This is a genomic window from Streptomyces sp. L2 (assembly GCF_004124325.1).
In the GTDB taxonomy this organism is placed as follows: Bacteria; Actinomycetota; Actinomycetes; order Streptomycetales; family Streptomycetaceae; genus Streptomyces.
The window spans coordinates 3,274,650-3,289,541 of sequence record NZ_QBDT01000001.1; the positions used below are offsets into that span (position 1 = coordinate 3,274,650).

Consider the following 14,892-nt stretch of genomic DNA (forward strand, 5'->3'; position numbering starts at 1 on the left):
CCCTCAGTGCCGTCCCGGCCGTACCCTGGCCGGGGCGGCACTCCCTTGTACCCGAGCACCCCTGAGGAACCGCGCGTGTCCATGTCCCGCATCCCCTTCGAGCAACTCCCCGCCGGCATCCGACGGGCCATCGCCGACAAAACCGGCGCCGTCCATCAGGCGGCCACCGCGCCGACCGGCATGAACTCCGGCATCGCCTCTGTCCTGGAGACCGAAAGCGGCAGGGTCTTCGTGAAGGGCATCCCGACCGACCACCCCCAGGTCGGTGCGCAGCGCCGCGAGGCGGCGATCTCCCCGCATCTTCCGGCGTCCTGCCCACGCCTGTACTGGCACCTGGAGCTCGATGGCTGGAGCCTTCTTGGCTACGAGGTGGTCGACGGCCGCCACGCCGACTACGCGCCCGGCTCACCCGACCTGCCGCTCGTGGAAGCCGCCCTCACCGAACTACAAGCCGTCACGGCCCCGGCCGACATCGAAATCAAGGACGCTGTCGACCGGTGGGCGGACTACGCCCCGCCGGGGACGTTGCAGTACTTCAGCGGTGACATCCTCCTGCACACCGACTTCGCCAGGGATAACGTACTGATCGTCGGCAAACAGGCCCGGCTCGTCGACTGGGCGTGGCCGACGCGAGGTGCAGCATGGATCGACCCAGGCGCCCTGACACTGAGACTCATGGACTCCGGCCACCCGGTGGCGGAGGCGGTCGCCTTCGCGGGCCGCTTCCCGTCATGGCGGGACGCCGAACCGGAAGCCCTCGCGGCGTTCGGCGCGGCCACCGCGGCACTGTGGCGGGAAATCGCCGCGGAGGACGGGACGCCGTGGAAGCGGGGGATGGCGAAACAGGCGGCGACGCTCGGGCATATCCTCGGCGAGGGGCTGTAGGTCTCCTCGTTCCCGGGTCGGCACCCAGATGGCTTGTAGCAGGAGAAGTCACCAGTCCGGAACACTGCTCTAGCGCTCGGCGTAATGCAGGAACTGCCAGCCCAGCATGCCTAAAGCAAGCGTCTGCACGATGGAGACGATCAGGAGCAAAGGGTCGACGGCGCGAGAGCTCCAGAATGCGATCAGGCAGGTCATCGGCAATGCCAAGTACGTGAATTGATCGACAGCGGTTTGCAGGCGCTTGCGCGTGGTGCGGCTCGTGTCCTCACGGTGGTAGATCTCCCAGCCGAACACAGCGCCACGGGCCCCACTGAGCTCGGCCAACCGAGGCCCGAGTTGGTCGCGGATGTAGCGGCCGATCGCCGAGATCTTCTCGTCGTTGACCACCTAGGTCCAGCCCAGGACCAGGCAGATCACGGGAACGGCGAGCAACAGTTGGGCGCGCCTGTTCTGGACGGTGATCGCCAGGACCGCGGTTGAAGCGGCGAGCGTGAAGTAGAGCAGGTTGTCGCGGAATCCAATCCGAGCCTTCTGCTCCTCCTTGATACGGTCGTACTCAGCCAGCAGCAGTTTACTCTCGGTGACGTCCTCGGGGGCGGCCACGGCACCCGCCTTTCGAAAGACCGAGCAGGGATCGAATCTACATTCAATCGCCTTGCCTCTGAGCAGAGTTGTCCGACCCTAGAGTTACGCTGTTGATTAACGCCCCATGCGTATCAGTGCAGGACTGCACGGTCGCTCGGGCTCGGGTAGGACAGCCAGTCTTCGTGAGGTGCTACGTGCGTTCGTCCAGCGGAAAGATCGTTGTCTTCACCGCGCTGCCGCTGGAGTACCGAGCCGTGCGGGCGCGGGTACCAAACCCACAGCGGATCGACCACGAGGCGGGGACAATTTTCGAGTGTGGCCGGATCCCGGGAACCAGCTGGGAGGTCTACCTCGCTCAGGTCGGCCAGGGGAACCAGGGCGCAGCCATTCTCACTGAGCGCGCCATCCGCATGATCGGACCGGATGCCGTTTTCTTCACGGGCATCGCTGGCGGCATGAAGCACGACATTGCGCTGGGCGACGTCGTCGTCGCGACCCGGGTCTTCGCCTACCACGGGGGAAAGCAGGAAGGCACATTCAAGACCCGGCCCGAGACGTGGCCAGCATCGCACCGCCTTGAACAGGCAGCTCGCTTCGCCGTGTTGGACCCGCACTGGGCACAGGCCCTACTGCCAGCGGGCAGGGAGGCCCCCGAAGTCCACTTCAAACCGATCGCCGCCGGCGAGGTGGTGGTGAACGCCCGGGCGTCTGCGCTGCAGGAGCTTCTAGACGAGCACTACAACGGCGTCGCCGCGATCGAGACGGAAGGAGCAGGATTCGCAGGCGCCGCGTCCATGGCCGACCAGGTTCCGGCTCTGGTCATCCGTGGAATCAGTGACCGGGCTGACGGCAGCAAGCAGCACACAGATATCGGCGGCTTCCAGCTCATCGCCGCCGACAACGCCGCAGCCCTGACCATCGCCGTCATCAAGGCCCTGGTCTCCCCCGGAGCAGTCGACGCCGAGCCGCCGTCTCCACACCCCGACACCGTCGACACCCCTATCATCGCCAGCGCACTCATCGGGCAGCAGCTCAAGGAACCGCTGCCGGTCTCCTGGCGCAAGAAGCTGCTACCGCTGGGGTACAGCGAGAGCGCCACGATGGAAGTACACCTGATCCCGGAGGACAGCCCTCGGCTGCCCATGCGCCAGATGAATCAGCTGAAGGACGACCTCGTGTCCCGGGGGCGGTCGGAGGCGTTCTTCACAGCCACCGAAGAAGTGTCCAGCATCCTCGAAGCCGACTTCGCCGCTGCGTATGTCCGCGATCCGAGGCACGGTCGCAGCGTCGGTCTGGTGATTACTCAGTCAGGCCAGCGAACCTGCTGGGAGTCACTGCCCCGATCCACCAGCCTGCACATGCCGGTGCTGGACCCAGAGCACACCCAAGAACGCGTTGCTGACTTGCTCCGGTTCCTGCTGCGCCTCCACGATGCCCCGCGAACCCGATTCGCCCCCGCATTGGCTATCGATCCCGCCGAGATCCTGACCGTGATGAGCTTGGACGCCGCCAGAATGTCCACCAGTGCGGTCCTGGCACGCAGCGGACGCGGCGGCCCGGTGCAGATCATGCCCGATGAGGTCTGGGACGCCGCGACTATCGGCGCCGCGGTGCCGACGATCGCCGAAGAACTCACTCTGAGGCTCATGCACCACTTCCGAAGCCCGCCCGGTCTCCGGCAGTTTTGACTCGTGCTTCCTGAATGGCGTACGGCAGTTACAGTCCAGGGTGCTTTCACCCCCTTTCTGCAACACTCCGCTACCAGCGTGACGCCGAAACCACCCGAGTCCTGGCAGCCGACAGGGCACATCCAGGGCACATGAGCCTGGGAAACGGCGTCGACCCGTGAGAACTGCCGAGACGAGTTTTCCCAGGTCAACGCACGTTCCCCTGCGAAACCCCAGGCCAGCACCCTCCCGCCCCCAATCGCTGCACGAGTGGCAGGACTTCAGCCACCGCCTGCATGAGGCGGGGCACCAGCCGTACTGCTTGGTCTGGCCCTGAGCCGGGAGCCACAAGAGGCTTCGGGAAAACCCGTTGGCCGGGTGCGGTAGGCGCTGTTAGGTTTCTCGTGGCCGTGCGAGTGAGTCAGGAGGTGGTACCCGTGGACGTATCGACGTGGGTGCTCTCCTCTGGGGTCACGGTCGGGCGGTAGGTCGTCCGGGAGCGCCGTTTGTGGGCCTTCCGAAAGGCACGACCATGCACTTCACTTCTGAGCGGCGACTCGACGACGGTGTTGTCGAGCGCGAGTTCACCCTTGGTGGGATTCCGGGCTTCCTGTGGACGCCGGCGGGTGCGTCCGCCTCCGCGCCCGTACCGCTGATCCTGCTCGGCCACCCGAACCTCGGGCTGCGCCGGATGTACCCCCGGCTGGTGGGCCGGGCCCGGCACTCCGCGGCGGAGGGTTTCGCCACGGCCACCATCGAGCTTCCCGGAAGCGGCGACCGGCCGCGTCTGCCCGAGCTGGAGGAGGCCCGCGGCGAGCTGCGCCGGGTGATGCGGGCCGGTGAGCCGGTGGGTGAGGAAATCATCGACTCCGTGGTGCTGCCGCTGGTCGAGCGGGCGGTGCCGGAATGGCGGGCCGCCCTGGACGCACTCCTCGCGCTGCCCGAGATCGGCGGCCCGGTCGCCTACTCGGGGGGCGTGATCTCCATCGGCGTCCGGCTCGCGGTGGTCGAGCCGCGCATCGTCGCCGCCGGTCTCTTCGCCGGGAGCCTCGTACCGCGCGCCACGTTCGACGAGGCGCGGCAGGTCACCATTCCGCTGCACGTGCTGCTGCAGTGGGATGACGAGGGCAACGACCGGCAGGCGGCCCTTGATCTGTTCGACGCCTTCGGCTCCGAGGAGAAGTCGCTGCACGCCAACATGGGTGGCCATACCGGCGTCCCGCCGTGGGCCGGGGACGACGCGTCCCGGTTCTTCGCCCGGCATCTGAGCTAGGACCCGGTGCGCCCACCTCGTCAGTGGTCGGCGCGGTCGAGTTCCTCGTCGAGGGCGAGGGCCGCGGTGATCAGGGCGAGGTGGGTGAACGCCTGCGGGAAGTTGCCGAGTTGCTCGCCGGTGGCGCCGATCTCCTCGGCGAAGAGGCCGACGTGGTTGGCGTAGGTCAGCATTTTGTCGAAGGCGTAGCGGGCCTGGTAGCGGCGGCCGGCGCGGGCGAGGGCGTCGACGTAGAGGAAGCTGCACAGGGAGAAGGTGCCCTCGCTGCCGCGCAGGCCGTCGGGCGAGGCGGCCGGGTCGTAGCGGTAGACGAGGCTGTCGGAGACCAGTTCGGCCTCCATGGCGTCGAGGGTGTGCAGCCAGCGCGGGTCCCGGGGCGCGATGAAGCCGACGGCCGGCATCAGGAGCAGGGAGGCGTCCAGCACGTCACTGCCGTAGTGCTGGACGAACGCCTTGCGGCGGGGGCTCCAGCCGCGGTCCATGACCTGCCGCAGGATGGTGTCGCGGGCCTCGGTCCAGGCGGGTACGTCGGCCGGACGGGCCAGTTCCCGGGCGACGCGGATGCCGCGGTCGAAGGCCGTCCAGCACATGAGGCGGCTGTAGGTGAAGTCCTGACGGCCGCCGCGGGTCTCCCAGATGCCCTCGTCGGGGCGGTCCCACGTGCCCAGAAGCCAGTCCAGCACCCGGCACAGGCCGCGCCAGCCGTCGTAGCCCATGAACTCGGCCAGGTCGCCGGTGTGGGTGAGGGCGTGGACGGCCTCGCCGTAGATGTCGAGCTGGAGCTGGTCGGCGGCGCCGTTGCCGATGCGGACGGGGGCCGAGCCGCCGTAGCCCTCGAAGTGGCCGAGGATCTCCTCGGTCAGGTGGGGGTCGCCGTCGACGCGGTACATGATCTGCAGGGGTTCACCGGTGACCGTGCCGCCGCTCAGCATCCGCTCGCCGATCCAGCGGCGGAAGGCGTGGGCCTCCTCGACGAAGCCCAGGCCGAAGAGGGCGTGCACGGAGAGGGAGGCGTCGCGGACCCAGGTGTAGCGGTAGTCCCAGTTGCGTTCGCCGCCGAGCTGCTCGGGAAGGCCCGCGGTCAGCGCGGCGACCGGGGCTCCGGTGGGCGCGTAGGTGAGCAGCTTGAGGGTGATCGCGGAGCGGTTGACCGTTCCCTGCCAGCGTCCGCGGTAGCGGCTGCGGTGGATCCAGCCGTACCAGTAGGCGCAGGTGTCGTCGAAGGCCGCGCGGATGCCGGGCTGGGTGAGGGCGGGGGGCGCGGCGCCTCCCGCGGCGCACACGGTGAGTACGGCGGCTGCCATCTGGCCCTGGTCCAGCACGGTGGCGGCCGTGACGTCCTGTCCGTCCCCAGGGCCGTCGGGGCGGAGGTCGATGGGGGCCATGCCGACGACCTGGAGGTGGGCGTCGATGCCGGGGCCGCCGAAGTGGGCCGTGCCGTCCCGCAGGTGGAGCCGGTGGGGAGCGCGGCCGTAGTCGAAGCGGGGGCGGCAGGAGAGGCTGAAGCGCACCCGGCCGCGGGTCACCCGCATGACCCGGATCAGCTGGTGCCGGTCCGTGGCCCGGTCGGCGGGGCCCGGCGGCATGAAGTCGACGACCTCGCCGACGCCGTCGGGGGTGAGGAAGCGGGTGATGAGGACGGCGGTGTCGGCGAGGTACAGCTGCCGGGTGGTGACGTCGGGGCCGTCCACGGTGATCGCGAAGTGGCCGCCGCGGTCGTGGTCGAGCAGGGCGGCGAAGAGGCTCGGTGAGTCGAAGCGGGGTGCGCAGAACCAGTCGACGACGCCCTCGGAGGAGACGAGCGCCGCCGTCTGGAGGTCGCCGACCATGCCGTGGTCGGCGATCGGCGGGTAACGGCGCATCAGCGGCCCGCGGTGCCCGGCCGGCCCGCGGTGCCCGGCCGGCTCGCGGTGCCCGGCCCGGCCGCCGTGTCCGGCCTGTCCGCCGTGTCCGGCTGGTATGCGGCGAGCGCCCAGATCACGAACACGTCGATCGCCATCATGATCACGGACCAGACCGGGGCGTACGGCAAGAAGAGGAACTGTGCGAGCAGGCTCAGCGAGGCGAGCGCGATGCCGGCCGCGCGGGCCCAGGCGGCCCCGGACAGGATGCCCCAGCCGACGACGGCGGCGATGGCGCCGAGGATCACCAGGATCCAGCCCCAGCCGGTGAGGTTGATCTTGTAGACGTAGTCGCCGAGGCGGGCGTACACGTCGTCGGCGGCGATCGCGGATATGCCCTGGAGGATGGCCAGGACGCCGTTCAGCAGCAACAGCACGCCGGCGAAGGTGGCGCCGCCGGTCGCCCAGGGACTCGACCTCCGGTCCTGGGAAGGGGCGGCCTGGCCGTAGTCACCGGCGGGTGCTCCGGAGTGGGGCTGTGCGGTCATGGGGGTGCTCCTCTCGGGCGTGTCGGGCGGTGCCCGGGCGGGCGGCGCCCGAGCGGATGGTGCCCGGGCGGGCGGCGCCCGAGCGGATGGTGCCCGGGCGGGCGGCGCCCGGGCGGACGGTGTACTGGACACGTGTCCGACGGTTTCGACCCTGAGGGCGGACCGGCGGCTCAGCCACAGGCGTTAGGCCGAACGGGTGAAGGTGGGAAGGCCTCCGGGACCGGCCACGAGCCGTTTCCCCGCAGTTCACAGGGGCTACGGCGGCGGCGTCACCAGGTCTCCGACTCCGCCGAGTCCGCGGACACGGGCCTCACCGGACCGGCTCCGGTCCGCAGCCGCGTCGCGAGCAGCGGCAGTACGAGCACCGAGAGCATGGCGGCGCCGACCAGGGCTGCCGCCTCGTCGGTGCCGAGCACCTTCTGATCCACGCCGATGGTCGTGATGGCCGCGACGAGCGGCAGACAGGTGGCGGCGAACAAGCCGAGTGCCGTGCGGTCGCCGCCGCGCAGGTCCGGCGGGGCCAGGAGGCGCACGGGGCCGCCGCGCACCAGGATGAACAGCAGCAGGAACAGCGGTACGAGCGCCAGCGCCCGGCCGTCGTGCAGCAGGGCGTCAAGGTCGAACTCGATACCGGTGACGATGTAGAACAGCGGCACCAGGAAGCCGAACCCCAGCGCCTCCACCCGCCCGACGACCTCCGCGCTGTGTTCGGGAGAGGCGCCGTACAGGACGAGGCGGGTGAGGACGCCGGCCGCGAACGCGCCGAGCAGGAAGTCGAGACCGAACACCTCCGCCAGGCCCAGCATTCCGGCCAGCAGCAGCATGACGAAGCGGACCGCGAACTGTCCGCTGCTGTGCAGAGTGGTGTCGATCAGCCGGGAGAACCAGGGCGCGCGCGGGCGCAGCGCCCAGAAGACGGCACCGGCGGTGATCGCGGCGAACGCGATCAGCAGGACCGCCGACTCGCCCGGCCTGCGGCCGCTCAGCAGCAGGGCCGTCGCCACGATCGGGCCGAACTCGCCGACGGCCCCGAAGGCCCCCATCACCGTGCCGAAGCGACCGTGCAGGTCTCCGCTGTCACGCAGGAGCGGCAGCACCGTACCGAGCGACGTGCTCGTCAGCGCCGTACCGATGACGAAGGCCTTGAACACCGTCCCGCCGCTGACGGCGAAGCCGAGACCGATGCCCGCGGCCAGGGAGAGCAGCCACGCCCACAGGGCGCGGCGCAGCGTGCCGCCCCTGATCGCCGGAAAGTCGATCTCGTAGCCGGCGAGGAAGATCAGCATGGCGAGTCCCAGATGGGACAGCGTGTCGACGACCTGGCCCGGGTGGGCCCAGCCGAGCGCGTCCGGGCCGACGGCGATACCGAGGGCCATCTCGAAGATGACCAGGGGGATTCTGATCCGGCGTGCCGCGATCTCGGCGAGCAGCGGCGCCAGGACGGCGACCGCCATGATCAGAACCAGCGTGCCGGGATGGGTCATGGGCCGCCCGTCAGGGAGCGACGGCGGCCCGCTCCGCAGGCTCGTCCTCGGTGTGCTGGGGCATCGGGGCTCCTCGCTGACGTCGCTTCCTGCGGCCGGCACCGCGGCGTACGCGGCAAGTGACCGGCCTGGGCAGCCAGTGCCAGCCTCGCGCAGCACGCCCGGGCGCACGAGCGGGTCTGCGCCGCCCGGGTGACCCATTGGCCGCTCCGTGACCCACCGGGTCCGCCCACCAGGGCATGATCCGAGCAAGCGGCGCTAAGCACTGACGAGAGGGCTACGTGTCGACGACCCCCGCGTCGTGCGCGATCAGCCCCGCCTGGGTGCGGTTGACGCAGCCCAGTTTGTCCAGGGTGCGGGAGACGTAGCCCTTGATCGTGGCCTCGGTGAGGTACAGGCGGGCGCCGATCTGGGCGTTGGAGAGGCCCTCGCCGAGGCCGGCCAGCACCTGGACCTCGCGTTCGGTGAGGGAGCCGACGAGTTCGCGGGCCCGGTCGCGGGCGGAGAGGCTGTCGGTGGAGGCGGCGATGAGGCGGCGGGCGGCCGAGGGCGACAGGACGGTGTGGCCCTGGGCGGCGGTGCGCACGAGGCCGATCAGCTCGTCCGGCGGGGTGGACTTCACCAGGAAGCCGGTCGCGCCGGCCCGCAGCGCGCGCAGGACGTACTGGTCGGCGTCGAACGTGGTCAGCACGACGATGTGCGGCGGGTCGGGGAGCGCGTTGACGCGTTCGATCGCGGTCAGCCCGTCCATGCCCGGCATCCGCAGGTCCATCAGCACGACGTCCGGGCGGCTGCGCCGGATCGCCTCGACGCCGGCCGCGCCGTCATGCGCCTCGTCGACGACCTCGATGTCCGGGGCCGAGCCGAGGATGGTGCGCAGGAAGCCGCACACCATCGGCTCGTCGTCCACGACCACGACCCGTGCCACGCTCACACCTCCGGTCCGGCGGTCGGGACGAACGCGGGCAGGGTCGCCTCGACGCTGAAACCGCCGTCGGCACAGGGTTCCGCACGCAGGGTGCCGTGCACCAGCTCGATGCGCTGCCGCAGGTGCGCGAGCCCGAGCCCGGAGCCGGTCCCGGCGAGGGCGGAGCGGGGTGCGCCGGCCGGCGGGGTGTTGCGGACGGTCAGCCGTACCCGCGCCTGCCCGTACTCCACCCGGACCCGCACCCGGGCGCCGGGAGCGTGCTTGCGTACGTTGGTCAGCGCCTCGCGCAGCACCCGGTAGGCGGTGCGGCCCACCACCGGCGAGGCCAGCGCCGGGTCGCCCTCCTCGACCAGCTCCGTCGGTGTCCCGACCGCCACCGACTCGGCGACCAGGTCGGCGAACCCCGCCACCGACGGCGTCTGGTCGCCGTCCGGCGCCGTGCGCAGAATGCCGACCAGGTCCCGAAGCTCCTCCAGCGCCTGGCAGCCGGCGGCGCGCAGGTCCTCCGCCGCCCGCCGGGTCGCCTCGTCCGCCGCCGTCACCTTCAGGGCGCCGGCCTGGAGCACCATGAGGCTCACCCGGTGCGTGACCACGTCGTGCATCTCGCCGGCGAGCCGGGCGCGTTCCTCCGCGCAGGCCTGCTCGGCCAGCAGGTACCGCTCCCGTTCGGCCCGTTCGGCCCGCCCGACCAGGGCCCGCACCAGTTTGCGCCGGGTGTCGAAGTACAGCGCCAGCAGCGGCCCGACGGCCGTGCGCAGCAGCCCGATCGTCATGGTCGTGGCCGACGGTTCCCAGGGCCGCATGACGACGAGGGTGAGCGCGGCGAGCACGGCGTACGCGAGCCGGCGGTCGCGCTGGTAGAAGAGGGGGCCGTAGGCGGCGAGCACAGTGGAGAACGGGGCCCAGACGCCGCCCTCGTGCGCCGGGGTCAGCAGGCCCGCCGGCTCGACGAGCAGCGACACCGCGAGCGTGAACGAGCCGAGCACGCCGACGACGGCCAGCGGTGCCCTGCGCCGCACGGCGAGCGAGGCGCAGGCCAGCGCCTGCACGCCCAGCATGGCCCAGGCGAGCGGCCCGGGGTGCTCGGGCCACCATGTGGCGCCGATGAGCGTCAGCCCGGTGTCGAGCAGCACGAACGCGACCGCGATCGCCACGTCCACGGCGACCCGGTACCGGCGGAACCACGGCCCGCCGCACGCCTCCCGCTGTCCGGTCGTACCACTCATACGGCTCACCGTAGGACACCCGTCCCCGGGCCGGGCCGCTTCGTCCCGTACGGGATACGTCCGTCACGCGCGGACCCTACGAAAGTCGTAGGCGAGGCCCCGACCGTCGTACGCGGGGCCCCGGCGACCCGACCGTCGTCGGCCCGGGAACCGACGGTTCCCCCTGCCGCGGCGCGGGCCCACGGCCGTGGAATGGGGCCATGGACGCGACAGGCGACAACCACACCACCGCCCCTACGACTCCCCGGCCCGGCCGTTACGCGGTCGACCCGGCCCGCTCCTCCCTCTCCTTCCGCACCCGGCACCTCTTCGGCCTGCTGCCGGTGCACGGCACGTTCGCGGTCCGTGGCGGCACCGTCGTGGTGGCCGAGCCGTTCACCGCGTCGAGCGTGCGCGCGGAGGTCGACGCGGACAGCTTCCGCACCGGCCACACCGGGCGGGACACGGCCGTACGGTCGCCGAGGTTCCTGGACACCGGCCGGCACCCGCTGATCACGTTCACCGCCGAGAACATCGGCACGGCCGCGCCGGCCGGCACAGTCACCGCCGACGAGGGCCGCCCTGCCACCATCGCCGGCACCCTCACCGCCTGCGGCGTCAGCCAGCCCCTCACCCTCGCGATCGGGCACGCCGAAGTACTCGCGGACGCCTTCACCGTCCGCGCCCGCACCCGGATCGACCGCACCGCGTTCGGTGTGACGGCGTCCCGGGGCCTGGCCGGCCGCCACCTCGACGTGACCCTGGAGATCCGGTGCGTGCGGGCATGACGGCGGGTGACGCGGTCGTGGTGGAGGACCTGCACAAGCGGTACGGCGCGGTACGGGCTGTGCGCGGGGTCGGCTTCACCGTCGGACACGGGGAGATCTTCGCGCTGCTCGGCCGCAACGGCGCCGGCAAGACCACCACGATGGAGATCCTGGAGGGCTTCCGGGACCGGGACGGCGGACGGGTCCGCGTGCTCGGCCTCGACCCTGCGGACCGGTCGACCGGGCGGGCCCTGCGCGAGCGGGTCGGCATCGTCCTCCAGGACATCGCCGTGGAGCCGTATCTCACCGTCCGCGAGACGCTCGCCCGCAACGCGGGCTACTACCCCGCGCCCCGCGACACCGACGAGGTGATCGCCCTGACCGGCCTCACCGGGCTGGAGAAGCAGAAGGTCCGGGCCCTCTCCGGGGGCCAGAAGCGCCGCCTGGACCTCGCGCTCGGCCTGATCGGCGACCCGGACGTGCTGTTCCTGGACGAGCCGACGACCGGCTTCGACCCCAGCGCCCGCCGGGCCGCCTGGCAGTCGGTGCGGGACCTGCGCGACGCGGGCACCACCATCCTCCTGACCACCCACTCCATGGCGGAGGCCCAGGAGCTGGCCGACCGGGTGGCGGTGATCGCGGACGGCCGGATCGTGGCCGAGGGCACGCCCGCGACCCTGGGCGGCCGGGACACCGCGCGGGCCCGCATCCGCTTCACCCTGCCACCCGGCACGACGGCCGCCTGCCTGCCCGTCCCGGCCATCCCGGACGAGGACGGCCGCCTCGTCACCGTCGAGTCCACGGACCCCACCCGCACCCTCCACCGGCTCACCGACTGGGCGCTGAGCCGGGGCACCGAACTCGCCGGCCTCACGGTCGACAGGCCGAGCCTGGAGGACGTCTACCTGCGCCTCACCGACGATGTCCCCCCGCACCGCACCGACGATGTCTCCCCCCACCTCACCGACGAACACGACGGCACGCCCCGGAGGACGTCATGACCACCATCGGCGCCACCGCGCCCAAGCGGCGCCTGGCCCTGCTCACGCACCAAGTCCGTTACGAGCAGCTGTCCTTCTGGCGCAACCCGCAGAGCGCGTTCTTCACGTTCGCGTTCCCGGTCGTGGTCGTGGCGGTGTTCGGCGGGCTGTTCGGCGGCATCGGCCGGAGCGAGTTCTACTACGGCCGCTCCGCCCTCCAGTACTACGTGCCCACGATCGCCGCGCTGTCCGTACTCGGCTCCTGCTTCAGCCAGTTGGCGATCGTGCTCGCGAACCGCCGCCAGAACGGCATCCTGAAACGGGCCCGCGCCACCCCGCTGCCCGCCTCCGTCCACTTCGCGGGACTGCTGGCGCACTGCGTCCTGGTCAGCGTCGTCGACGTCCTGCTCATCGCCGCGGTCGGCCGCCTCTACGGCGTCCCGCTCCCCTCCCCCGCCCAGTGGCCCGCCCTCACCCTGACCCTGCTCCTCGGCGCGTCCGCGTTCTGCGCCCTCGGAGTGGCGGTGGCCGCCGTCATCCGCAACGCGGAGGCAGCCCCGTCCGTCGTCCAACTGGTGCTGTTCCCGCTGGTGTTCATCTCCGGTACCTACATGCCGATCCACTCGGCGGCCCTGAACACCGTCGCCGCCGCCCTCCCGGTCGAGCCCTTCAACGACGCCCTGCTGCACGCCTTCACCACCGGGCACACGGGAATCCCCTGGCGGGACTACGGCGTCCTGCTGCTGTGGGGTACGGCGGGCGCGGCGGTGGCGGTCCGGCGGTTCCGGTGGGAGACGGGGGCGCGGACAAGGTGAGCGAGCACCCGTCGGCTCAGCGCTCCTGCCCCCGGATCCGCTGGGCGACCTCGCTGTTCTCGGTCTCCCACCAGGGTCGTACGAGGTCGGGGGCCGGTGCCGTTCCTCCGGGCGCCGGTGCCGCTTCCACGCCTCCCCCGGCGGCCGGTGCCACGCGTGCCGCCGGGACCAGTTCGGCGTCCAGGCGGCGGTCCAGGGCCGCCGTCGACGCGCGCTCGCCGCGGGCCCACTGGGCGAGGATCGCGAGGACGAAGGGCAGGGCCACCAGCTCCGCGATGCCGACCATGGCACCGCCGCCGAGCTGCTGGTCGTGCTGGACGTCGCCCGCCCAGGCGGGGTGGTGGTGCAGGTACCAGGCACCGGCGATCAGTGTGCCGTGGGTCATCACCACGACGCCGGGCACGGCGTCGACGATGCCGTCGAGGAACACCAGCGCCGCCCGCACGGGGTGGGTGCACCAGGACGGCAGCGTCTCCTCACGGGTGAGGACCGGTACGACGAAGAGGCAGCCGGCGAGCAGCAGGTGCAGGTACATCAGCTGGTGCAGGGGGCCGTAGCGGAGGGCGGTCGCGAAGTACGGGGTGAAGTAGATCGTCAGCTCGGTGACGAGGACGAGGGCCGTGGTCACCATGGGGAAGGTGAGGGCGCGCACCAGCCGGCCGGTCATCGCCCCCCGCACGCGCCGCGCGGCCCGCTCGGGCAGGGCGCGGGCGGCGAGCCGCAGGGGGTCGCCGAGCGCGAGGCCGAGGGGCGCGAGCAGGTCCAGGAAGATGTTCTGCACGGCGGCAGGCCAGAACAGCACCCGGTCGTAGACGGCCAGCGCGGACATCGTGGCCACGACGAGCGTGCCGAGGCCGAGCACGGCGAACGCGGCCACGCGGGCCGCCGGCCAGCGCTCGCCCCGGCCCCTGAGCCGCAGCACGCCCCAGCCGTACAGGGCGCCGAGCACGGTGACGAGCAGCAGTGCCGGGAGATCCAGTTGCCAGGTGGAGAGCAGCCGCCCCGTGGTGAGCACCGGCAGACTCTCCATGATCGAACTCCCTCCGCGGCCCGCCGGCCACCCGGCCGGCCCGTCGAGGCAGGCTACGCCCGCTTTCTGCCGGTTCTCGCCGGGCGGTGAGCCGGGCGGCCACGTCTCACCGATCTCATACCGAACCCATACCGGGGGGGAGGAGGTCTGGAATAGGAACTGGAGTTCGATCCAGGGCCCGCGGGCGGACGCGGGCGACCCCGCCCCCGACTCGACGCGTATGGTCGGAGGACGAAAGGGGCAACGCGCACCGACCCGCCGCCGCCGAGCGGCCGGACGGTGAGCCGGGAGCCCGCCCGGGAACGGAGGCGCGCGGCCGCGTGCCCAACCCTACGTACTGTAGGTTCCCAACCGACCACAGCCATACGTCAGTTCAACGGGGGACACATGCAGGACACGGACACGGAGACTACGCCGGGGCCGGTCGACGCACGCGACCTGGCCCCCACCCTCACCGTGCTGATCGTCAGCCTCGTCATCGCCGCCATCGGCGTCTACCAGCTGTGCGGGTTCGGCCTGCACAGCCTCGACCGGCGCCCGCACCTGTTCAGCGACGGCCTCGCGACCGGCGGCGTGATCGTCGCCGTGGTGACGGCCGGAGCAGCGGTGGGCAACCTCGCCTGGCACCTCGCAGCCGCCCGCCGCGACACCGGCGGCCCGGCGCCGAGCCCGGACGAGGCGGGGTGACTCCGGGACGGGCCGAGTAGCTCGGGAGCGGCCCGGGCGACTGCGCACGGGCCCGGGCGACTCCGGGCGGGCCCGGGTGACTCCGGGCGGGCCCGGGTGGCTCCGGGCGGGCCCGGGTGGCTCCTGACCGGGTCAGGTGACTCCGGACCGGGCCCGATCGACTCCGGGCCGGGCCCCGGCGGCCCTCGACCAGGCCG

General features: G+C 71.8%; 13 protein-coding genes and 1 pseudogene. 7 read left to right on the forward strand and 7 right to left on the reverse strand.

The window, feature by feature from the left end; translation table 11 throughout:
- Positions 1–81 precede the first annotated feature (81 nt).
- Positions 82–885: an aminoglycoside phosphotransferase gene (locus DBP14_RS14105; protein ID WP_241740906.1), complete on the forward strand. Its 804-nt coding sequence runs from the start codon at positions 82–84 to the stop codon at positions 883–885.
- Positions 886–954: 69 nt separating this feature from the next.
- On the opposite strand, the pseudogene DBP14_RS14110 reads toward DBP14_RS14105, so the two are convergent.
- Positions 955–1,488, reverse strand: a pseudogene (locus tag DBP14_RS14110) (hypothetical protein).
- Between the two features lie 176 nt (positions 1,489–1,664).
- On the opposite strand from DBP14_RS14110, the gene DBP14_RS14115 reads away from it, so the two are divergent.
- Together DBP14_RS14115 and DBP14_RS14125 are read left to right on the forward strand one after the other, a co-directional pair.
- On the forward strand, positions 1,665–3,158 hold the full coding sequence (locus DBP14_RS14115) for a 5'-methylthioadenosine/S-adenosylhomocysteine nucleosidase (RefSeq protein WP_164992328.1): 1,494 nt from the start codon (positions 1,665–1,667) through the stop codon (positions 3,156–3,158).
- Positions 3,159–3,669: 511 nt separating this feature from the next.
- Complete coding sequence (locus DBP14_RS14125; protein ID WP_129307569.1) at positions 3,670–4,410, forward strand: alpha/beta hydrolase; 741 nt, start codon at positions 3,670–3,672, stop codon at positions 4,408–4,410.
- A gap of 20 nt (positions 4,411–4,430) precedes the next feature.
- Here DBP14_RS14125 and DBP14_RS14130 read toward each other — a convergent pair whose 3' ends face one another.
- From DBP14_RS14130 to DBP14_RS14155, 5 genes are all read right to left on the reverse strand, one after another.
- Positions 4,431–6,272, reverse strand: coding sequence for a glycoside hydrolase family 15 protein (locus DBP14_RS14130; RefSeq protein WP_129307570.1), 1,842 nt, complete (start codon positions 6,270–6,272; stop codon positions 4,431–4,433).
- A complete protein-coding gene (locus DBP14_RS14135) occupies positions 6,272–6,799 on the reverse strand; it encodes a hypothetical protein (protein ID WP_241740907.1) in 528 nt (175 codons plus the stop codon). Before DBP14_RS14135 ends, DBP14_RS14130 begins: the two co-directional genes overlap by 1 nt.
- A 269-nt stretch (positions 6,800–7,068) precedes the next feature.
- Entirely contained in the window at positions 7,069–8,283 is a 1,215-nt protein-coding gene (locus tag DBP14_RS14145) for a cation:proton antiporter (protein WP_129307572.1), read from the reverse strand.
- Between the two features lie 277 nt (positions 8,284–8,560).
- Positions 8,561–9,211: a response regulator transcription factor gene (locus DBP14_RS14150; RefSeq protein WP_129307573.1), complete on the reverse strand. Its 651-nt coding sequence runs from the start codon at positions 9,209–9,211 to the stop codon at positions 8,561–8,563.
- 2 nt (positions 9,212–9,213) lie between these two features.
- Entirely contained in the window at positions 9,214–10,437 is a 1,224-nt protein-coding gene (locus DBP14_RS14155) for a histidine kinase (protein WP_129307574.1), read from the reverse strand.
- Between the two features lie 200 nt (positions 10,438–10,637).
- Between DBP14_RS14155 and DBP14_RS14160 the strand changes: the two genes are divergently transcribed.
- The 3 genes from DBP14_RS14160 to DBP14_RS14170 are packed head-to-tail and all read left to right on the forward strand — an operon-like array spanning position 10,638 to position 12,978.
- The gene (locus DBP14_RS14160) at positions 10,638–11,204 is read left to right on the forward strand and encodes a YceI family protein (RefSeq protein WP_129307575.1); all 567 of its coding nucleotides are present in this window, start codon (positions 10,638–10,640) and stop codon (positions 11,202–11,204) included.
- A complete protein-coding gene (locus DBP14_RS14165; protein ID WP_129307576.1) occupies positions 11,201–12,184 on the forward strand; it encodes an ABC transporter ATP-binding protein in 984 nt (327 codons plus the stop codon). Before DBP14_RS14160 ends, DBP14_RS14165 begins: the two co-directional genes overlap by 4 nt.
- Positions 12,181–12,978 (forward strand): ABC transporter permease, encoded by a 798-nt coding sequence (locus DBP14_RS14170; protein ID WP_129307577.1) that lies wholly within the window; start codon positions 12,181–12,183, stop codon positions 12,976–12,978. The genes DBP14_RS14165 and DBP14_RS14170 overlap by 4 nt, the downstream gene beginning before the upstream one ends.
- Before the next feature lie 16 nt (positions 12,979–12,994).
- On the opposite strand, the gene DBP14_RS14175 is transcribed toward DBP14_RS14170, so the two are convergent.
- Positions 12,995–14,008: a cytochrome c oxidase assembly protein gene (locus tag DBP14_RS14175; protein ID WP_129307578.1), complete on the reverse strand. Its 1,014-nt coding sequence runs from the start codon at positions 14,006–14,008 to the stop codon at positions 12,995–12,997.
- A 387-nt stretch (positions 14,009–14,395) separates the two neighbouring features.
- Between DBP14_RS14175 and DBP14_RS14180 the strand changes: the two genes are divergently transcribed.
- Positions 14,396–14,695 carry a hypothetical protein gene (locus DBP14_RS14180; RefSeq protein WP_129307579.1) on the forward strand — a complete coding sequence of 100 codons (300 nt, stop codon included), beginning with the start codon at positions 14,396–14,398 and terminating at the stop codon, positions 14,693–14,695.
- Positions 14,696–14,892: the final 197 nt, after the last annotated feature.